General features: G+C 61.6%; 17 protein-coding genes. 12 read left to right on the plus strand and 5 right to left on the minus strand.

Annotated elements, in window-relative coordinates; genetic code table 11:
- Positions 1-30 precede the first annotated feature (30 nt).
- From ACP7D9_RS19015 to gatC, 4 genes are all read right to left on the minus strand, one after another.
- Positions 31-402, minus strand: a complete 372-nt coding sequence (locus ACP7D9_RS19015; protein ID WP_101159228.1) for a septal ring lytic transglycosylase RlpA family protein — start codon at positions 400-402, stop codon at positions 31-33.
- A gap of 144 nt (positions 403-546) precedes the next feature.
- A complete protein-coding gene (gene gatB / locus ACP7D9_RS19020) occupies positions 547-1992 on the minus strand; it encodes an Asp-tRNA(Asn)/Glu-tRNA(Gln) amidotransferase subunit GatB (protein WP_101159229.1) in 1446 nt (481 codons plus the stop codon).
- 10 nt (positions 1993-2002) lie between these two features.
- Positions 2003-3454: an Asp-tRNA(Asn)/Glu-tRNA(Gln) amidotransferase subunit GatA gene (gene gatA / locus ACP7D9_RS19025; protein ID WP_101159230.1), complete on the minus strand. Its 1452-nt coding sequence runs from the start codon at positions 3452-3454 to the stop codon at positions 2003-2005.
- 16 nt (positions 3455-3470) lie between these two features.
- Complete coding sequence (gene gatC / locus ACP7D9_RS19030) at positions 3471-3758, minus strand: Asp-tRNA(Asn)/Glu-tRNA(Gln) amidotransferase subunit GatC (RefSeq protein WP_024011606.1); 288 nt, start codon at positions 3756-3758, stop codon at positions 3471-3473.
- A gap of 211 nt (positions 3759-3969) precedes the next feature.
- Between gatC and mreB the strand changes: the two genes are divergently transcribed.
- The 8 genes from mreB (at position 3970) to tldD (ending at position 15152) form a co-directional block, all read left to right on the plus strand.
- Positions 3970-5007 (plus strand): rod shape-determining protein MreB, encoded by a 1038-nt coding sequence (gene mreB, locus ACP7D9_RS19035; protein ID WP_426159115.1) that lies wholly within the window; start codon positions 3970-3972, stop codon positions 5005-5007.
- 141 nt (positions 5008-5148) lie between these two features.
- Positions 5149-6252: a rod shape-determining protein MreC gene (mreC, locus tag ACP7D9_RS19040; protein ID WP_101159231.1), complete on the plus strand. Its 1104-nt coding sequence runs from the start codon at positions 5149-5151 to the stop codon at positions 6250-6252.
- Entirely contained in the window at positions 6252-6743 is a 492-nt protein-coding gene (gene mreD, locus ACP7D9_RS19045) for a rod shape-determining protein MreD (RefSeq protein ID WP_024011608.1), read from the plus strand. Before mreC ends, mreD begins: the two co-directional genes overlap by 1 nt.
- 37 nt (positions 6744-6780) lie before the next feature.
- Positions 6781-7377: a Maf family protein gene (locus ACP7D9_RS19050; RefSeq protein ID WP_426159117.1), complete on the plus strand. Its 597-nt coding sequence runs from the start codon at positions 6781-6783 to the stop codon at positions 7375-7377.
- A 58-nt stretch (positions 7378-7435) separates the two neighbouring features.
- The gene (rng, locus tag ACP7D9_RS19055; RefSeq protein ID WP_016771696.1) at positions 7436-8893 is read left to right on the plus strand and encodes a ribonuclease G; all 1458 of its coding nucleotides are present in this window, start codon (positions 7436-7438) and stop codon (positions 8891-8893) included.
- Positions 8894-8968: 75 nt separating this feature from the next.
- Entirely contained in the window at positions 8969-12772 is a 3804-nt protein-coding gene (locus ACP7D9_RS19060) for a YhdP family protein (RefSeq protein WP_426159121.1), read from the plus strand.
- Between the two features lie 72 nt (positions 12773-12844).
- Entirely contained in the window at positions 12845-13705 is an 861-nt protein-coding gene (locus ACP7D9_RS19065; protein WP_312995163.1) for a carbon-nitrogen hydrolase family protein, read from the plus strand.
- A gap of 4 nt (positions 13706-13709) precedes the next feature.
- Positions 13710-15152, plus strand: coding sequence for a metalloprotease TldD (tldD, locus tag ACP7D9_RS19070; protein WP_101159235.1), 1443 nt, complete (start codon positions 13710-13712; stop codon positions 15150-15152).
- 51 nt (positions 15153-15203) lie between these two features.
- Here the strand turns inward: tldD and yjgA are convergent, their stop codons facing one another.
- On the minus strand, positions 15204-15728 hold the full coding sequence (gene yjgA / locus ACP7D9_RS19075) for a ribosome biogenesis factor YjgA (protein ID WP_101159236.1): 525 nt from the start codon (positions 15726-15728) through the stop codon (positions 15204-15206).
- 102 nt (positions 15729-15830) lie between these two features.
- On the opposite strand from yjgA, the gene pmbA reads away from it, so the two are divergent.
- From pmbA to ACP7D9_RS19095, 4 genes are all read left to right on the plus strand, one after another.
- Positions 15831-17183 carry a metalloprotease PmbA gene (pmbA, locus tag ACP7D9_RS19080; protein WP_426159124.1) on the plus strand — a complete coding sequence of 451 codons (1353 nt, stop codon included), beginning with the start codon at positions 15831-15833 and terminating at the stop codon, positions 17181-17183.
- Positions 17184-17417: 234 nt separating this feature from the next.
- Positions 17418-17825 carry a hypothetical protein gene (locus tag ACP7D9_RS19085; protein WP_016771690.1) on the plus strand — a complete coding sequence of 136 codons (408 nt, stop codon included), beginning with the start codon at positions 17418-17420 and terminating at the stop codon, positions 17823-17825.
- Entirely contained in the window at positions 17806-19182 is a 1377-nt protein-coding gene (locus tag ACP7D9_RS19090; RefSeq protein ID WP_426159126.1) for a class II fumarate hydratase, read from the plus strand. Before ACP7D9_RS19085 ends, ACP7D9_RS19090 begins: the two co-directional genes overlap by 20 nt.
- A 27-nt stretch (positions 19183-19209) precedes the next feature.
- Positions 19210-19650: a hypothetical protein gene (locus ACP7D9_RS19095; protein ID WP_101159240.1), complete on the plus strand. Its 441-nt coding sequence runs from the start codon at positions 19210-19212 to the stop codon at positions 19648-19650.
- Position 19651: the final 1 nt, after the last annotated feature.

The raw sequence follows: 19651 nt of genomic DNA on the forward strand, positions 1-19651 counted from the left end.
TCGGCTAGTCCGAAAATGGTCGGTGCTCCATCAGTCGAGGGCCTGCACGCGAACCCGTGCGGTGCCGCTGCGCAGCATGCCGATTTCATCGGCGGCCTCGCGCGACAGATCGATCAGCCGGCCCCGGGTGTGCGGGCCACGGTCATTGATGCGGACCACGACTGATTCATCGTTTTTCAGGTTGGTGACCTTCACCCGCGTGCCGAACGGCAACTGGCGGTGGGCGGCAGTCAGAGAATGCTGGTTGAACGCTTCGCCGCTGGCGGTGCGTTTACCGTGATGTCTGGCTCCGTAATAGGAGGCGACGCCGGTCTGGTCGTAACCGTGCGGGTCGATGGTGTCGGTACTGGCGCAACCGGCCAGCAGGGAGAGCAGGGCGCAGGCGCCGAGCAAACGTTTCATTGAAATACTCCAAAGTGATCGTTCCCACGCTCCGGCGTGGGAATGCATCCCGTGACGCTCTGCGTCATACCGCATGGACGCCGAGCGTCCGGGGCGGCATTCCCACACAGAGCGTGGGAACGATCCCCGAGCGCGGGGCCGGAATCAGCCTTCGAGCTTGCTTTTCAGCAATTCGTTCACCTGCTGCGGGTTGGCCTTGCCTTTGGAGGCTTTCATGGCCTGGCCGACGAAGAAGCCGAACATTTTGCCGCGTTTGGCTTCGTCTGCCGCGCGGTACTGTTCGACCTGTTCGGCGTTGGCCGCGAGCATTTCGTCGAGCACGGCGGAGATCGCGCCGGTATCGGTCACCTGCTTCAGGCCACGCTTTTCAATGATTTCGTCAGCGTTGCCTTCTCCGTTGGCCATCGCTTCGAACACCACTTTGGCGATCTTGCCGGAGATGGTGTTGTCCTTGATGCGCTGCAGCATGCCGCCCAGCTGTTGCGCGGAAACCGGCGACTCGTCGATGTCCAGGCCCTGCTTGTTGAGCAGGCTGCCCAACTCGACCATCACCCAGTTCGCCGCCAGTTTCGCGTCGCCACCGATGGCCGCGACTTTCTCGAAGTAATCCGCTTGCTCACGGCTGGTGGCCAGCACGTTGGCGTCATAGGCCGACAGACCGAACTGGCTCTGGAAGCGCTCGCGCTTTTGCGGTGGCAGTTCCGGCAGGGTGGCGCGGACTTCGCCGAGGAACGATTCTTCGATGACCACCGGCAGCAGGTCCGGATCGGGGAAGTAACGGTAGTCGTTGGCTTCCTCTTTCGAACGCATCGGACGGGTCTCGTCCTTGTTCGGATCGTACAGACGGGTCTGCTGGATCACTTTGCCGCCGTCTTCGATCAGCTCGATCTGGCGCTGGATCTCGGAGTTGATCGCCTTCTCGATGAAGCGGAACGAGTTGACGTTCTTGATCTCGCAGCGCGTGCCGAATTCAACCTGACCTTTCGGACGGATCGACACGTTGCAATCGCAACGCAGCGAACCTTCAGCCATGTTGCCGTCACAAATGCCGAGGTAACGTACGAGCGCGTGGATCGCCTTGACGTAAGCCACGGCCTCCTTGGCGCTGCGCATGTCCGGCTCGGAAACGATTTCCAGCAGCGGCGTGCCGGCACGGTTCAGGTCGATGCCGGTGGCGCCGTTGAATTCTTCGTGCAGGCTCTTGCCGGCGTCTTCTTCCAGGTGCGCACGGGTGATGCCGACACGTTTGACCGTGCCATCTTCCAGGGCGATGTCCAGGTGGCCTTTACCGACGATCGGCAATTCCATCTGGCTGATCTGGTAGCCCTTCGGCAAGTCCGGGTAGAAGTAGTTCTTGCGCGCGAACACGTTGTGCTGACCGATCTCGGCGTCAATCGCCAGACCGAACATCACTGCCATGCGCACCGCTTCCTGGTTCAGCACCGGCAACACGCCGGGCATGCCCAGATCGATCAGGCTGGCCTGAGTGTTAGGCTCGGAGCCGAACGTGGTGGAACTACCGGAAAAGATTTTCGACCGGGTGGTGAGCTGAGTGTGAATCTCCAGCCCGATCACGACTTCCCATTGCATGTGTGTCTCCTCAGAAGCCGGTTGGGGTGCGGGTGTGCCAGTCAGTGTTGAGCTGATACTGGTGGGCAACGTTCAACAGGCGGCCTTCCTGGAAATACGGCGCGAGCAACTGCACGCCCACCGGCAGACCGTCGACAAAACCGGCCGGCATCGACAGGCCCGGCAGGCCGGCGAGGTTGGCGGTGATGGTGTAGACGTCTTCCAGATAGGCAGCGACCGGGTCGCTGTTCTTCGCGCCGAGTTTCCAGGCCGGGTTCGGCGTGGTCGGGCCGAGGATGATGTCGACTTCATTGAACGCCGCCATGAAATCGTTCTTCACCAGACGACGGATCTTCTGCGCTTTCAGGTAGTAGGCATCGTAGTAACCGGCGGACAGCGCATAGGCACCGACCATGATCCGGCGCTGCACTTCAGGGCCGAAACCTTCGCCACGGGAGCGCTTGTACAGGTCGATGAGGTTTTCCGGGTTCTCGCAGCGGTGGCCGAAACGCACGCCGTCGAAACGCGACAGGTTCGAAGAAGCCTCTGCCGGGGCGATCACGTAGTACGCGGGAATCGCGTGCTGCATGTTCGGCAGGCTGATTTCCTTGATGACCGCACCGAGCTTCTGCAACTGCTGGATGCTGTTCTGGATCAGTTCGGCGATGCGCGGGTCGAGACCGGCGCTGAAGTATTCCTTCGGCACGCCGATGCGCAGGCCTTGCAGGGAATCGCCGAGGCTGGCGGAGTAATCCGGTACTGGCTCATCGATGCTGGTCGAATCGTTCTGATCGAAACCGGCCATGCCTTGCAGCAGGATTGCGCAGTCTTCAGCGGTGCGCGCGAGCGGGCCACCCTGATCGAGGCTGGAAGCGTAGGCGATCATGCCCCAGCGCGACACGCGACCGTAGGTCGGTTTCAGGCCGGTGAGGTTGGTGAATGCCGCCGGCTGACGGATCGAGCCGCCAGTGTCGGTGGCGGTCGCGGCAGGCAACAGGCGAGCAGCGACAGCGGCGGCCGAACCACCGGACGATCCGCCCGGCACGTGTTCCAGATTCCACGGGTTTTTCACCGCGCCGTACCAGCTCGACTCGTTGGCAGAACCCATGGCGAATTCGTCCATGTTGGTCTTGCCCAGTGTCACTGCACCGGCAGCGGCCAGTTTCGCGACCACGGTGGCGTCATACGGTGCTTTGAAGTTGTCGAGCATCTTCGAGCCGCAGCTGGTGCGGATGCCCTGGGTGCAGAACAGGTCTTTGTGGGCGATCGGCGCGCCGAGCAGGGCGCCGCTCTCACCATTGGCCCGGCGTGCATCGGCGGCTTTCGCCTGCTCGATGGCCAGATCCTCGGTGAGGCTGATGAAACTGTTGAGCTGGGGGTCGAGCTGGGTGATACGCGCCAGCAGGACTTTGGTCAGCTCTTCGGAGGAAAACTTTTTATCGGCGAGACCGCGGGCGATCTCGGCCAGAGTCATTTGATGCATTGCAGGCTCTTTCCCTTTAGTCGATGACTTTCGGAACCAGATACAGGCCGTTTTCGACCGCTGGTGCGATGGACTGGTAAGCCTCGCGATTATTCGTCTCGGTCACCACGTCGGCGCGCAGGCGCTGACTGGCTTCCAGGGGGTGGGCCAGCGGCTCGATACCGTCGGTATCAACGGCCTGCATTTCGTCGACCAGCCCGAGAATGCTGTTGAGGGCGGAAGTAATGTGTGGAAGATCGGCATCGTTGAGGCCAAGGCAGGCCAGGTGCGCGATTTTTTCCACGTCGGAGCGTTCTAGCGCCATCGGGATTCTCCAGTGGAAAACAGAACGGACGGCGTCCGTGTGTTAGATTGTCGGAACACTACCGCACTTCTACGGTCATAAGGCCGCGATTGTGGGGCTTGGTGCACAGAAAAGCGGCCAATTTAACATATTGGCGCCTTGCCCAAAATCCCTGTCGTTGTTAGAGTTTGCCGCACTTTTTTACCCACGCGTTGCCTAGGGTCCCTTTCCCATGTTCAAGAAACTGCGTGGCATGTTTTCCAGCGATCTTTCCATTGACCTGGGCACTGCCAACACCCTTATTTACGTGCGCGAGCGCGGTATCGTCCTGAATGAGCCATCGGTTGTGGCCATTCGGACACACGGTAACCAGAAAAGTGTCGTCGCTGTCGGCACCGAGGCCAAGCGCATGCTCGGCCGTACGCCGGGCAACATTGCTGCCATTCGTCCGATGAAGGATGGCGTGATCGCCGATTTCAGCGTCTGCGAAAAGATGCTGCAGTACTTTATCAACAAGGTTCACGAAAACAGTTTCCTGCAGCCCAGCCCACGCGTGCTGATCTGCGTTCCCTGCAAGTCCACCCAGGTTGAGCGTCGTGCCATCCGTGAATCGGCCCTTGGCGCCGGTGCCCGTGAAGTGTTCCTGATCGAAGAGCCGATGGCTGCTGCGATCGGTGCCGGTCTGCCGGTTGAGGAAGCGCGCGGTTCGATGGTCGTGGACATCGGTGGTGGTACCACTGAAATTGCCCTGATCTCCCTGAACGGTGTGGTTTATGCCGAATCCGTACGTGTCGGCGGCGACCGTTTCGACGAAGCGATCATCACTTACGTACGCCGCAACTACGGCAGCCTGATCGGTGAATCCACCGCAGAGCGCATCAAACAGGAAATCGGTACGGCCTACCCGGGCGGCGAAGTTCGCGAAGTCGATGTTCGCGGCCGCAACCTGGCCGAAGGCGTTCCACGCGCATTCACCCTGAACTCCATCGAAGTGCTCGAAGCTCTGCAAGAGTCGCTGGCAACCATCGTTCAGGCCGTGAAAAGCGCGCTGGAGCAATCGCCGCCGGAACTGGCTTCCGACATCGCCGAGCGTGGTCTGGTGCTGACCGGTGGTGGCGCGCTGCTGCGTGACCTCGACAAGCTGCTGGCGCAAGAGACGGGTCTGCCGGTGATCGTTGCCGAAGATCCGTTGACCTGTGTGGCTCGCGGCGGTGGCCGTGCGCTGGAAATGATGGATAAGCACACCATGGATCTGCTCTCGAGCGAGTAAGTCGCCGATTGCAATACGTGGGTGAGCGCACAGGCAGCACTTTGCAGTGCTGCCTGTTGGCGTTTATCTTCTGTCAGTCTTCATCCAGGCCGGTTTGATGCCGTATGAATAAACAGAACATTTGCCTGGGAGGAGCGGCTTATTAAACCGCTTTTCACCAAGGGCCCTTCGTTGGGCGTGCGCCTGTTGGTGCTGGCCGTGCTCGCGGTCGCGCTGATGGTGGTCGATGCGCGTTTCGACCTGCTCAAGCCCGCGCGCAAGCAAGCGTCGCTGGTGCTCATGGACGCCTACTGGATCACTGACCTGCCCGGACGCTTGTGGGAAGGGGTCGCCAGTCAGTTCGGCAGCCGCACCGAGCTCGTCGCCGAAAACGAAAAACTCAAGACCGAAAACCTGCTGTTGCAGGGGCGCATGCAAAAGCTCGCGGCCTTGACCGAGCAGAACGTTCGGCTGCGCGAGTTGCTCAATTCCTCTGCCCTGGTCAACGAAAAGGTCGAAGTCGCCGAGTTGATCGGCATGGATCCCAACCCCTTCACCCATCGCATCATCATCAATAAAGGTGAGCGCGACGGCGTGGTGCTCGGCCAACCGGTGCTCGATGCACGCGGGTTGATGGGGCAGGTGGTTGAGTTGATGCCCTACACCTCGCGCGTCCTGCTGCTGACCGACACCACCCACAGCATTCCCGTGCAGGTGAACCGTAACGGTTTGCGCGCGATTGCCAGTGGCACCGGCAACCCGGAACGCCTGGAATTGCGTCATGTCGCCGACACGGCGGACATCAAGGAAGGCGATCTGCTGGTCAGTTCCGGCCTCGGCCAGCGTTTCCCGGCCGGTTATCCGGTGGCGACGGTAAAAGAAGTCATCCACGACTCCGGCCAACCGTTTGCCATTGTTCGCGCCGTGCCGACCGCCGCCCTGAACCGCAGCCGTTACCTGTTGCTGGTGTTCAGCGACAGCCGCACTGCCGAGGAGCGCGCCAATGACGCGGCCCAGGCTCAGGAACTGCTCGATGCCCACGGCGGCGGCCCGATGTTGCCGGCCAGCGTGCCGAAACCGTTGATCATGCCCGCCACGCCTTCGACCGCTACCGCAACGCCGGCCGCCGAAGCTGCAGCGCCTGCCGCCACACCCGCCAGGCCCGCCGCGAGCAAGCCGCCCGCTGCCGCTCCGGCCGCTGCCAAACCACCGGCCGCCAGCAAACCACCGGCGAAACCGCCAGCGACTACCGGGGGACGAGAATAATGGTCGGCGCGAAAAAATCCGGAAACGGCTGGATGATCTGGCTGACGTTCTTCGTCGGCATCCTGCTCAGCGTTTCACCATTGCCAATCTTCATGGAAATCCTTCGCCCGCTGTGGCTGGCCTTGCTCGTGACCTTCTGGGCGCTGTACATGCCGCACACGGTCGGCATGGTCACGGCGTTCTGTCTGGGGTTGGCCGAAGATGTTCTGCAGGGCGACCTGCTTGGGCAGAACGCGCTGATCCTGACCCTGATTACCTTCCTGGTATTGTCGTTGCAGCAGCGTCTGCGCATGTTCCCGATGTGGCAACAGTGCCTGGTGATTCTGGTGATCTTTGGCCTCGCGCAACTGGCGCAACTGTGGCTCAGCGCCTTGACCGGCAACCGCCAGCCAACTTTGGCGCTGGTCTTGCCGGCGCTGGTCAGTGCCTTGCTCTGGCCGTGGGTCAGCTTCGCCCTTCGCGGGATGTGCCGACGCTACAGAATCTATTGAGCCGGTGAAGCAGGGCACTGAACAGGGAGATGTTTTGATGAAACTGCTTTACCTCGCCTCCGGCTCACCGCGTCGCCGTGAATTGCTCACGCAGATCGGCGTGCAGTTTTCCGCAATCAGCGCGGATATCGACGAAACCCCGCTTCCTGAAGAATCCCCTTCGGCCTATGTCGAACGCCTGGCGCGTGGCAAGGCTGAGGCCGGTCGCCGCTCGGTCGTCTCTGAGCAGCCGTTCTGCGTGCTCGGCGCCGACACCGCCGTGGTGCTCGACGGCAAAATTCTTGGCAAACCGGTGGACGAAGCCGATGCATGCGCCATGCTGATGATGTTGTCCGGCAACGAACACGAAGTGCTGACCGCCATCGCCGTGCTTGAAGACGAGCGCTGCGAGTCGCGGGTGGTGCGCAGTCTAGTGCGTTTTCGCCCGATCAGCCTCGAAGAGGCGGCCGTCTACTGGGCCAGTGGCGAACCGCGCGACAAGGCCGGCGGCTATGGCATTCAGGGCCTGGGTGCGGTGTTTGTCGCCGGGCTTGAAGGCAGCTATTCAGCGGTGGTCGGCTTGCCATTGTGCGAAACCTGCGAGGTGTTGGGCCATTTCGGCATACCCTGTTGGCAAAACCCGAACACGCCCTGAGCGTCGTGCGAATCCAGATGCGGCCACTATCGTGAACATGCCTGAACGAGATCCTGCCATGAGTGAAGAGATTCTGATCAACATCACGCCGATGGAGTCGCGCGTGGCGGTGGTCGAAAACGGTGTGCTGCAAGAAGTCCACGTCGAGCGCACGCAAAAACGCGGGATCGTCGGCAACATCTATAAAGGCAAGATCGTCCGCGTCCTGCCTGGCATGCAGGCAGCATTTGTCGACATTGGCCTTGATCGCGCGGCGTTCATTCACGCCGCCGAGATTTCCTTGCGCGAAGGCCCGGCGGTGGAAAGCATCAGTTCGCTGGTGCACGAAGGCCAGAGCCTGGTGGTGCAGGTCACCAAAGACCCGATCGGCTCCAAGGGCGCACGCCTGACCACACAACTGTCAATCCCTTCGCGGTATCTGGTGTACATGCCGCGCACTGCCCACGTTGGCATTTCCCTGAAGATCGAAGACGAAGCCGAGCGCGAGCGCCTCAAGCAGGTGGTCAGCGATTGCGTGGCCAAAGAAGGCATCAAGGAAGCCGGCGGTTTCATTCTGCGCACAGCCGCTGAAGGGGCGGGCGCTGATGAAATCCTCATGGACATCCGCTACCTGCGGCGACTCTGGGATCAGATCAACGAACAAATCAAGACCATCGCCGCGCCGAGCGTGATTTACGAAGACCTCGGCCTGGCCCTGCGTACGCTGCGTGATCTGGTCAATCCGAAGATCGAGAAGATCCGCATCGACTCCCGGGAGACTTTCCAGAAAACCACACAGTTCGTCGCCGAACTGATGCCGGAAATCGCTGATCGTCTGGAGCACTACCCAGGCGAACGGCCGATTTTCGATCTGTACGGCGTCGAAGACGAAATTCAGCGCGCGCTGGAGCGCAAGGTACCGCTGAAATCCGGCGGCTATCTGGTCATCGATCCGGCGGAAGCCATGACCACCATCGACGTCAACACCGGAGCGTTCGTTGGTCACCGCAATCTCGAAGAAACCATTTTCAAGACCAATCTCGAGGCGGCCACGGCGATTGCCCGGCAGATGCGCCTGCGCAACCTTGGCGGGATCATCATCATCGACTTCATCGACATGGAAGATGAAGAGCACCAGCGTCAGGTCCTGCGCACGCTGGAGAAACAACTGGAGCGCGATCACGCCAAGACCAACATCATCGGCATCACCGAGCTGGGCCTGGTGCAGATGACTCGCAAGCGCACCCGCGAAAGCCTTGAACAGGTGCTGTGCGAACCGTGCAGCAGTTGCCAGGGGCGGGGCAAACTGAAGACCGCTGAAACCATCTGTTACGAGATCTTCCGCGAAATTCTGCGCGAGGCCCGAGCCTATCAGGCCGAGGGTTACCGAGTGCTGGCCAACCAGAAAGTGGTCGACCGTCTACTCGACGAAGAGTCCGGTAACGTCGCCGAGCTTGAAGGCTTCATCGGTCGCACCATACGCTTCCAGGTCGAAACCATGTATTCCCAGGAACAATATGATGTGGTGCTGCTCTGAAGCCCTGCATCACCCTTCATTCAACGCGGCTGGCCTCAGCTTTTCGCAGTATTTTTGCCATGGGAGCCAACTGACATGGAGCGTCTGACACGCATTCTGGCCGCAATCACCCGTTGGGGGCTGGGCCTGTGCGCGTTGGTTCTGGTGTTGATGGCGTTGTACGTCAGCCTCGGCCGCGAGCTGACGCCACTGGTGGCCGAATACCGCGCCGACATCGAAGACAAGGCCAGCGCCGCCCTCGGCATGCCCTTGCAGATCGGTGAGCTGGAAGGCGACTGGAGTGGTTTCGCGCCGATCCTGCTGGCCCATGACGTGATGGTCGGGGACGGCGCCAACGCGCTGCGCCTTGACCGTGTACGGGTGGTGCCGGACCTGTGGGGCAGCGTGTTGGCCCGCGACGTCCGCTTGGCGCATATCGAACTGAACGGTTTGAAGATCAGCCTCAAGGAAGCCGAAGACGGTACTTGGTCGCTGGAAGGCCTGCCGGTGCAGAAGGATCAACCGTTCGACGCGGCGCAACTGTTCCAGCGCTCGCAGATGATAAAGCAACTGTCGGTGCTCGATAGCCAGGTCACTCTGCAACCGCTTGATCACCCGCCCATGACGCTCACCTATGTCGGTCTCAATCTGCGCACCGGCGCCAGTCGCCAGCGTCTCGATGCGCGTCTGACCCTGCCCGATGGCCAGCCTGTCGCGTTGAGCCTGCGTACCCGGCTGCGACCTGATCAATGGCAGAACAGCAACATTGACGGTTACGCCAGCCTGCCGCAGAGCGACTGGTCGAAATGGCTGCCCGAGCGCCTGACCCAGCAATGGAATTTTTCCGAGATCAAGGCCGGCGGCGAACTCTGGGTCGACTGGGCCGAAGGCACCCTGCAAAGCGCTGCATTGCGTCTCAATGCCCCGCAAGTGACAGGCGCCTACGCCGAGCGCAAGCCGATCCAGATCCACAATCTGGCACTGAACGCCTACTACCGCAACAGTGCCGAGGGTGCGCGTATCACCCTTGATTCGCTGGCAATGAGCTTTGGCGAAACCCGCTGGGAATCGCGTGTACAGTTGCAACAAAGCCGGGCCAGCGCCAACGCCGGAGAGCTCTGGCATCTGCAGGCCGATCGCCTTGATCTGACGCCGATCACTCCGCTGCTCAACGCGCTGGGGCCACTGCCGCAGAGTTTCGCCACGGTGGTTGAGCGTTTGAAGGTCACCGGCGGCCTGCGCAACGTCCTGCTGGATTTCCGGCCGACGGCTACCGATGGCAGTAAATTCGGCTTTGCCGCCAATCTCGATAATGTCGGTTTCGACGCGTATCACGGCGCTCCGGCGGCGCGAAATGTCAGCGGCAGCCTCAGCGGCAATCTCGACGGCGGCGAGTTGCGCCTGGACAGCAAGGATTTTGTCCTGCACCTCGATCCGATCTTCGCCAAGCCGTGGCAATACCTGCAGGCCAATGCGAGGTTGACCTGGAAGCTCGACAAGGACGGTTTCACCCTCATTGCGCCGTACCTGAAAGTGCTGGGCGAGGAGGGCAAGATTGCCGGCGATTTCCTCATTCGCCTGCACTTCGACCACAGCCAGGAAGACTACATGGACCTGCGTGTCGGCCTGGTCGATGGCGACGGTCGCTACACCGCGAAATACCTGCCGGCGGTGTTGAGCCCGGCGCTGGATGAGTGGTTGCGCACCGCGATCCTCAAAGGCGCGGTGGATCAGGGATTCTTCCAGTATCAGGGCTCGCTGAGCAAAAACGCCGGCGAGGCTGACCGCAGCATCAGCCTTTTCTTCAAGGTACATGACGCCGAACTGGCGTTTCAGCCAGGCTGGCCGCATGTGAGCAAAGTCAGTGGTGATGTGTTCATCGAAGACAGCGGCGTGCGTATCTGGGCCAGCAAAGGCCAATTGCTCGATACGCAAGTCAGCGATGTCTTCGTCAATATTCCTCACGTACCGGCCGGGCAGAACAGCCATCTGTTGCTCGATGGCGCGTTTGCCGGTGGCCTGGGCGATGGCTTGAAGATTCTTCAGGACGCGCCGATCGGCACTGGCGAAACGTTTGCCGGTTGGGAGGGCGCTGGTGATCTCAACGGCAAGCTCAAACTGGACATTCCGCTGGCCAAGGGTGAACAGCCGAAAATCCTCGTCGATTTCAAAACGGCCAATGCGCGGCTGAAACTGGCCGAACCCAAGCTGGAACTGAGCCAGCTCAAGGGCGATTTCCGCTTCGACAGTAACAAGGGCCTCAGCGGCCAGAACATTACTGCGCGAGCCTTCGACAAGCCGGTCACTGCGCAGATCTTCGCTGATGGCAGCCCCAATCAGATCAAGACTCGGGTGGCTGCGTCGGGTCAGGTCGAAGTCAAAAAGCTCACCGACTGGCTGGGCGTCACCCAACCGCTGCCAGTATCGGGGACGATTCCTTATCAGTTGCAACTTAATCTTTCCGGGGCCGACAGCCAGTTGATGGTCAGCTCCAGCCTCAAGGGTGTCGCGGTGGATCTGCCGGCGCCGTTCGGCATGGCCGCCGATGTCGGGCGGGACACCGTGTTCCGCATGACCTTGCAAGGCCAGGAGCGGCGTTACTGGGTCAATTACGATCAACTGGCCAATTTCACCTTTGCCGCGCCTGCGAGCGATTTCGCCGATGGCCGTGGCGAGCTGTTTCTCGGCGCCGGCGAAGCGGTGTTGCCGGGGGCCAAGGGCCTGCGGATTCGCGGGGTGCTGTCTGAACTGGACGTCGCGCCATGGCAGGATCTGGCCAGCAAGTACGCCGGGCAGGATCCGGGCGGCAGCGCCAGGCAATTGCTCAGCAGCGCTGATATCAAAGTCGGCAAGCTGACGGCATTCGGCACCACGCTGGATCAGGCCTCGGTGCAGATCAATCGCAAGCCCGGCGCATGGAATCTGGCCCTCGACAGCCAGCAAGCCAAGGGCAGCGCCAGCCTGCCGGACGCCAAGGGCGTGCCGATCGCGGTGAATCTTCAGTACGTGAAACTGCCGGCGCCGGACCCGACGGTGCAGGCTGACGAGAACGCGCCGGATCCGCTGGCATCGGTCGATCCGACGAAAATACCGGCGCTGGATATCACCCTCAACCAGTTGTTTCTGGGCCCCGATCTGGTCGGGGGCTGGTCGCTGAAAGTACGGCCGACCGCCAAGGGCATCGCCCTGAATAACCTCGACATGGGGCTCAAGGGAATCCTCCTGCAAGGCAACGGTGGCTGGGAAGGCGCGCCGGGCGCGACCAGCAGTTGGTACAAAGGTCGGGTCGGCGGCAAGAATCTGGCTGACGTGCTCAAAGGTTGGGGCTTCGCGCCGAGCGTGACCAGCGAAGAATTCCACATGGATGTCGACGGCCGTTGGCCGGGCTCGCCGGCGTGGCTGGCGACCAAGCGCTTCTCCGGCACCCTCGATGCGTCGCTGAACAAGGGTCAGTTTGTTGAAGTGGAGGGCGGTGCTCAGGCGCTGCGAGTGTTCGGCCTGCTCAACTTCAACTCGATCGGCCGGCGTCTGCGCCTGGACTTCTCCGACCTGTTCGGCAAAGGCTTGAGCTACGACCGTGTCAAAGGTCTGCTGGTGGCCACCAATGGGGTGTATGTGACCCGTGAGCCGATTCGCCTGACCGGGCCTTCGAGCAATCTGGAATTGGACGGCACGCTGGATCTGGTGGGCGACAAGGTCGATGCGAAATTGCTGGTGACCTTGCCGGTGACCAACAACCTGCCGATCGCCGCGCTGCTCGTCGGCGCACCGGCGGTCGGCGGCGCATTGTTCCTCATCGACAAGCTGATCGGTGACCGCGTGGCGCGCTTTGCCAGCGTGAAGTACACCGTCAAAGGCCCATGGAAAGAGCCGAAAATCACCTTCGACAAGCCTTTTTAACTAACAGACACTACGCCTGTAGGAGCCTTCGGCAGCTCCTACACAGTTATGTGCAAATCCCGAGGAGCGGCCATGTCTTCAGCGGTGATTCAAATGGTCAGCCAGAGCGACGTGCTGGCCAATCTGGCTCAGGCCCGGCGCCTGCTTGAACAGGCTGCGGCCGGCGGCGCGAAGCTGGCGGTGCTGCCAGAGAACTTCGCTGCGATGGGCCGTCGCGATGTCGCCGACATCGGTCGCGCGGAAGCGTTGGGCGAAGGGCCGATCCTGCCCTGGTTGAAACAGACCGCCCGCGACCTCACCTTATGGATAGTGGCCGGCACGTTGCCGTTGCCGCCGCTGGGTCAACCCACGGCCAAAGCCAATGCCTGCTCGCTGTTGATCAATGAACACGGTGAGATCGTCGCGCGCTATGACAAGCTGCATCTGTTCGATGTCGATGTTGCCGACAATCGCGGCCGGTATCGTGAATCCGATGACTATGCTTATGGCAGTGGCGTGGTGGTGGCGGACACACCGGTGGGGCGCGTTGGTCTGAGCGTGTGTTACGACTTGCGCTTCCCGGAGCTGTACAGTGAATTGCGCGCCGCCGGTGCCGAGTTGATTACCGCACCGTCGGCCTTTACCGCCGTAACCGGCGCCGCGCATTGGGATGTGCTCATCCGTGCACGAGCCATCGAGACACAATGTTATGTGCTGGCGGCGGCGCAGGGCGGCAGCCATCCAGGGCCGCGCGAGACCTTCGGGCATGCGGCGATTGTCGACCCGTGGGGGCGCGTGCTGGCCCAGAAGGATCAAGGCGAGGCGGTGTTGCTGGCCGCCCGCGACAGCGATGAACAGGCGTCCATCCGGGCGCGCATGCCGGTGACGCGTCATCGGCGGTTTTTCTCGCAGGGCGCCCAGCGGCCTGCTTCAGAACACGAATTTAAGGCGTAAACCTATGAGCGAGTTGTTGTCCTCAGTCAGTGATCACCTGTTGGCACCCGGCGGTGTCACGATCGAGAGCCTGCAAGATGTGCTCGGCGATCTGGCCGGGCCGGGCATCGATGCCGCCGACCTGTATTTCCAGGGCCAGATTTCCGAGTCATGGTCGCTGGAAGACGGCATCGTCAAGGAAGGCAGCTTCAACCTCGATCAAGGCGTCGGCGTGCGCGCACAGTCCGGTGAGAAAACCGGTTTTGCCTACAGCAACGCGATCACCCTCGAAGCCCTCGGCGCAGCGGCCCGCGCCGCGCGCTCGATCTCCCGCGCCGGGCAGAATGGCACGGTGCAGGCGTTCAGCACTCAGGATGTCGCGCAACTGTACGCTCCGGACAATCCGCTGGAAGTGCTCAGTCGCGCCGAGAAGGTCGAGCTGCTCAAGCGTATCGACGTGGCTACGCGCGCGCTCGATCCGCGTATCCAGCAGGTCAGTGTGAGCATGGCCGGGGTCTGGGAGCGGATTCTGGTGGCGTCCACTGATGGTGGCCTGGCCGCCGATGTGCGGCCGCTGGTGCGCTTCAACGTCAGCGTCATCGTTGAGCAGAATGGCCGTCGCGAGCGCGGCGGGCATGGCGGTGGCGGGCGTACTGATTACCGCTATTTCCTCGCCGAGGACCGCGCCATGGGCTATGCCCGTGAGGCGCTGCGTCAGGCACTGGTCAATCTGGAAGCGATTCCGGCGCCGGCCGGGACCCTGCCGGTGGTGTTGGGCTCGGGGTGGTCTGGCGTGCTGCTGCACGAAGCGGTAGGGCATGGTCTGGAAGGCGATTTCAACCGCAAGGGCAGTTCTGCCTACAGCGGGCGCATGGGCGAAATGGTTGCCTCGAAACTCTGCACCATCGTCGACGACGGCACCCTGAGCGGCCGTCGCGGTTCGCTGAGCGTCGATGACGAAGGCACACCGACCGAGTGCACCACGCTGATCGAAAACGGCGTGCTCAAGGGTTACATGCAAGACAAGCTCAACGCGCGCCTGATGGGCGTGGCGCGCACCGGTAACGGTCGCCGCGAATCCTATGCGCATCTGCCGATGCCGCGGATGACCAACACCTACATGCTCGGCGGCGAAAGCGATCCGGCGGAAATCATCGCTTCGGTGAAAAAAGGCATCTACTGCGCCAATCTCGGCGGCGGTCAGGTCGATATCACCAGCGGCAAGTTCGTGTTCTCCACCAGCGAGGCGTACTTGATCGAGGACGGCAAGATCACTGCGCCAGTCAAAGGCGCGACGTTGATCGGCAACGGCCCCGAGGCGATGAGCCGGGTGTCGATGGTCGGTAACGATCTGGCGCTGGACAGCGGTGTGGGCACATGCGGCAAGGATGGGCAGTCGGTGCCGGTGGGTGTCGGCCAGCCAACGCTGAAAATCGATGCGATCACCGTGGGTGGCACGGGCGCATAAGAAGAGGGGGGCTGTCGGGTGGCGCGCAGAACGGCCACCCGGTGGCGATTATCAACGCAGGCCGCGTTGAGTCTCGTCCAGCTCCCGAATGTACTTGAAGATCTTGCGGCTCGAAGCAGGCGGTTTGTTTTGCGCAACCTCGTGCTGGGCCTGACGGATCAGGGAACGCAATTGCTGGCGATCGGCGTCGGGGTACTCGATGACGAATTTCTCCAGCACGGCGTCATCGCCCGCGATCAGGCGGTCACGCCAGCGTTCCAGATTATGGAAACGCTCGTTGTACTGGCGAGTGGAGGCATCGAGTTGATCGAGCAAAATCAGAATCGCGTCAGTGTCCTGGTCGCGCATCAGCTTGCCGATGAACTGCAGATGCCGTTTGCGCGCGATGTTCGCGGTGTGCTTGGGCGCATCGGCCAGTGCCCGGCGCAGAGCGTCGGTCAAGGGCAGTTTGGCGACCAGATCAGGCTTGAGTGTGGTCAGGCGCTCGCCGAGGTCAACCAGCGCATGCAACTCGCGTTTGACCTGAGATTTGCTTTTTTCTCCCGTATCGAGGGAGTCGTCGTAAGAATCAACCATGGTGGCAGTCCGCAAAGAAACGCCGCCATGATAACCAGTCGGGGGCCGCTTGTCCGGCCCGGTCGCTCGATGGCCCCAGCCGAAAGCAGAATTTGAGTGGAGATGAGCATGAGTGCAGTTCAAAGCGTCGGCCCGCAGGCATTGCCGGCACTGCAAGAACAGGTCGAGCAGATCATCGCCGAAGCCAAGCGTCAGGGCGCCAGCGCCTGCGAAGTCGCGGTGTCGCTGGAGCAGGGTTTGTCGACGTCGGTGCGCCAGCGTGAAGTCGAAACGGTCGAGTTCAACCGTGATCAGGGCTTTGGCATCACCTTGTACGTCGGCCAGCGCAAGGGCTCGGCCAGCACCTCGGCGACCGGGCCGGAGGCGATTCGTGAAACCGTCGCGGCGGCACTGGCCATCGCCAAACACACTTCCGAGGACGAAGCCTCGGGTCTGGCCGATGCGGCGTTGATGGCCAAGGATGTGCAGGATTTCGACCTGTTCCATGAATGGGACATAACCCCGGAGCAAGCCATCGAGAAAGCCTTGCTCTGCGAGGCAGCGGCGTTTGACGCCGATGCGCGGATCAAGAACGCCGACGGCACCACCCTCAGCACCCATCAGGGCTGCCGCGTGTACGGCAACAGCCACGGCTTCATCGGTGGTTACGCTTCGACCCGGCACAGCCTGAGTTGCGTAATGATCGCCGAAGCCGACGGCCAGATGCAGCGCGATTACTGGTACGACGTCAATCGCCAGGGCAGTCTGCTCGCCGACCCGGTGAGCATCGGCCAGCGTGCCGCGCAACGTGCAGCCAGCCGTCTGGGTGCGCGTCCGGTACCGACCTGCGAGGTGCCGGTGCTGTTTTCCGCTGAGCTGGCGGGCGGTCTGTTCGGCAGCTTCCTCTCGGCGGTGTCGGGTGGCAGTTTGTATCGCAAATCGTCGTTTCTCGAAGGCACGCTGGGCCAGAAGCTGTTCCCGGAATGGCTGACTATCGATGAGCGTCCGCATCTGATGCGCGCGATGGGCAGTGCATCCTACGACGGTGACGGCCTGGCCACTTACGCGAAACCGTTCGTCGAAAAGGGCGAGTTGGTCTCGTACATCCTCGGCACCTATTCAGGCCGTAAACTGGGCATGCCGAGCACTGCCAACGCGGGTGGCGTGCACAACCTGTTCGTCACCCATGGCGATGAAGACCAGGCGGCGCTGTTGAAGCGCATGGGCCGTGGACTGCTGGTCACCGAGCTGATGGGCCATGGTCTGAACATGGTCACCGGCGACTATTCGCGTGGCGCGGCGGGTTTCTGGGTCGAGAATGGCGAGATCCAGTTCGCCGTGCAGGAAGTGACCATCGCCGGCAACATGCGCGACATGTTCAAGCAGATCGTTGCCGTCGGTAATGATCTGGAGCTGCGCAGCAACATTCGCACCGGGTCGGTGTTGATCGAGCGGATGACTGTCGCGGGCAGCTAAGCCCGCAGCCGTTACACAAAGGCGCGCCATCCACCCGGATGTCGCGCCTTTTTCATGCCGGACAAAAAACCCTCTGTGGGAGCGGGGTTGCTCGCGAATATGGTCTTTCAATCACAACATATCTGGCTGACACAGCGCATTGGCGAGCAAGCCCGTTTGCCCACAAAGGCAACTCTTGTGTTGGTTCTCATTATCATCTAATAATGAATCTCATCTCCGAACGAGTCCCGGATCATGAGTTCTGCCTTGCACGAGCAGCCCTACCTCGAAAGCTGGCGCTGGATGAGCCGCCAGATCCGTTGCGCGCTGGATCCTGACGAACCGCGCCTGATCGAACACTACCTCGCCGAAGGACGCTATCTGTCCTGTTGCACGGCCACTTCGCCCTGGACCGTCGCCGAAACGTCTTTCCGTCTGCTGCTCGATACCGCCACCGACATCGCGTTGCCGTGGCACTGGCGCAGCGTCTGTCTCGATCAAGCCTGGCGCCCCTTGCGTGAAATGGAGCGCCTGTCGCTATGCCAATGCCGCTTGCGGCGCTGGCAACGCTACACCTGGCAGCTCGCCACTTGCGAGTTGCAACCGTCGATTCCTCTCATTGATTTGCTGCAAGGACATTCGCATGACCAAGACACGTATTGAGCGCGACAGCATGGGCGAACTGCAGGTGCCGGTCGATGCGCTCTATGGCGCGCAGACCCAGCGCGCCGTGGACAACTTCCCGATCAGCGGCAAGCCGATGCCGACGCAGTTCGTCCGCGCGCTGATCCTCGCCAAAGCCGCCGCTGCCCGGGCCAACGTTGAGCTGAACCAGATCAGCGCGGCCCAGGGCAAAGCCATCAGTGATGCCGCGCAAGGTCTGCTCGAAGGCGATTTCATGCAGCATTTCCCGGTGGATATCTTCCAGACCGGGTCCGGCACCAGCTCGAACATGAACGCCAACGAAGTGATCGCGACGCTGGCCAGTCGCATGCTCGGCGAGCCGGTCAACGCCAACGATCATGTCAACTGCGGGCAAAGCAGCAACGACATCATCCCGACCACCATCCACGTCAGCGCCGCGCTGGCGCTGCATGAACAATTGCTGCCGGCGCTGTTGCATCTGGTCCAGGCCATCGAGCGCAAGGCCGGTCAGGTGCATCATCATGTGAAGACCGGGCGCACCCATCTGATGGACGCGATGCCGGTGCGCATGAGCCAGGTGCTCAACGGCTGGGCGCAGCAGCTCAAGGCCAATATCGGGCATCTGCAGGATCTGCTGCCAAGCCTGCAAGCGCTGGCGCAGGGAGGCACCGCAGTCGGCACCGGGATCAATGCGCATCCGGAATTCGCCGCGCGATTCAGTCGGCACCTGAGCCAACTGACTGACGTTCAGTTCACCCCCGGCAAGGATCTGTTCGCGCTGATCAGCTCGCAGGACACCGCCGTCGCCGTCTCCGGCCAACTCAAGGCCACCGCCGTGTCGCTGATGAAAATCGCTAACGACCTGCGCTGGATGAACTCCGGGCCGCTGGCCGGTCTTGGCGAGATTGAACTGCAAGCGCTGCAACCGGGTTCGTCGATCATGCCCGGCAAGGTCAACCCGGTGATCCCGGAAGCCACCGCGATGGTCGCCGCGCAAGTGATCGGCAACGACTCGGTGATCACCGTCGCCGGGCAATCCGGCAATTTCGAACTGAACGTGATGCTGCCGATCATCGCGCAGAACCTGCTGAGCAGCATCGAGCTGCTGGCCAACGCCAGTCGCCTTTTGGGTGACAAGGCAATCGCTACTTTCAAGGTCAACGAATCGCGTTTGCAAGAAGCATTGGCGCGCAATCCGATTCTGGTCACCGCGCTCAACCCCATCATCGGTTACCAGAAAGCCGCCGATATCGCCAAGCAGGCCTACAAGGAAGGCCGTGCGGTGATCGACGTCGCGCTGGAACACACCGATCTGTCGCGCAGCCAACTGCAAGAGCTGCTCAATCCCGAGAAACTCACCGCTGGCGGCGTGTAAACCCCGCAACCGTTTTGGAGGCTCACCATGGAGCACTGGAAACGCACGATCGAACGGGCCAATCGCTGCTTCATGCTGGGCGAATTGATCGACGCCCGCGAGGCTTACCTGCAAGCCCTGGCGCTGGCGCAAGTGTTGTTCGAGCGCTGGGCGGACGCCGACGAAGCGGTGGCGGCGTGTGTCGTCTCTCATCACAACCTCGCCGACCTGCATCTGCGCCTGAACCAACCGGAGGAGAGCGCCGAATATCTTTGCGCCATCCACCAGCGACTGTTGCAGACCATGCAGGACGAACGCTTGCGTCCGGCCCTGCGTGAAGCGGCGTTGCGCCAGAGCAGCAAGACCTATGTCGAGCTGTTGAATTTCATCAGCGAGCACGGCGAGTACCCACGCACCCAGCGTCTGCTGCGCCCGGATACCGGCATTGCCCGCCGCGCCACAGTCACCCATCAGCATGGAGTCCATTGAA

Source organism: Pseudomonas sp. TSRC2-2, from assembly GCF_049897785.1.
GTDB lineage: Bacteria > Pseudomonadota > Gammaproteobacteria > Pseudomonadales > Pseudomonadaceae > Aquipseudomonas.

Bases quoted from the DNA above. Each gene is read 5' to 3' on its own strand.
- ACP7D9_RS19015 (WP_101159228.1), bottom strand. From the start codon at position 402: ATGAAACGTTTGCTCGGCGCCTGCGCCCTGCTCTCCCTGCTGGCCGGT.
- gatB (WP_101159229.1), bottom strand. From the start codon at position 1,992: ATGCAATGGGAAGTCGTGATCGGGCTGGAGATTCACACTCAGCTCACC.
- gatA (WP_101159230.1), bottom strand. From the start codon at position 3,454: ATGCATCAAATGACTCTGGCCGAGATCGCCCGCGGTCTCGCCGATAAA.
- gatC (WP_024011606.1), bottom strand. From the start codon at position 3,758: ATGGCGCTAGAACGCTCCGACGTGGAAAAAATCGCGCACCTGGCCTGC.
- mreB (WP_426159115.1), top strand. From the start codon at position 3,970: ATGTTCAAGAAACTGCGTGGCATGTTTTCCAGCGATCTTTCCATTGAC.
- mreD (WP_024011608.1), top strand. From the start codon at position 6,252: ATGGTCGGCGCGAAAAAATCCGGAAACGGCTGGATGATCTGGCTGACG.
- ACP7D9_RS19050 (WP_426159117.1), top strand. From the start codon at position 6,781: ATGAAACTGCTTTACCTCGCCTCCGGCTCACCGCGTCGCCGTGAATTG.
- rng (WP_016771696.1), top strand. From the start codon at position 7,436: ATGAGTGAAGAGATTCTGATCAACATCACGCCGATGGAGTCGCGCGTG.
- ACP7D9_RS19060 (WP_426159121.1), top strand. From the start codon at position 8,969: ATGGAGCGTCTGACACGCATTCTGGCCGCAATCACCCGTTGGGGGCTG.
- ACP7D9_RS19065 (WP_312995163.1), top strand. From the start codon at position 12,845: ATGTCTTCAGCGGTGATTCAAATGGTCAGCCAGAGCGACGTGCTGGCC.
- tldD (WP_101159235.1), top strand. From the start codon at position 13,710: ATGAGCGAGTTGTTGTCCTCAGTCAGTGATCACCTGTTGGCACCCGGC.
- yjgA (WP_101159236.1), bottom strand. From the start codon at position 15,728: ATGGTTGATTCTTACGACGACTCCCTCGATACGGGAGAAAAAAGCAAA.
- pmbA (WP_426159124.1), top strand. From the start codon at position 15,831: ATGAGCATGAGTGCAGTTCAAAGCGTCGGCCCGCAGGCATTGCCGGCA.
- ACP7D9_RS19085 (WP_016771690.1), top strand. From the start codon at position 17,418: ATGAGTTCTGCCTTGCACGAGCAGCCCTACCTCGAAAGCTGGCGCTGG.
- ACP7D9_RS19090 (WP_426159126.1), top strand. From the start codon at position 17,806: ATGACCAAGACACGTATTGAGCGCGACAGCATGGGCGAACTGCAGGTG.
- ACP7D9_RS19095 (WP_101159240.1), top strand. From the start codon at position 19,210: ATGGAGCACTGGAAACGCACGATCGAACGGGCCAATCGCTGCTTCATG.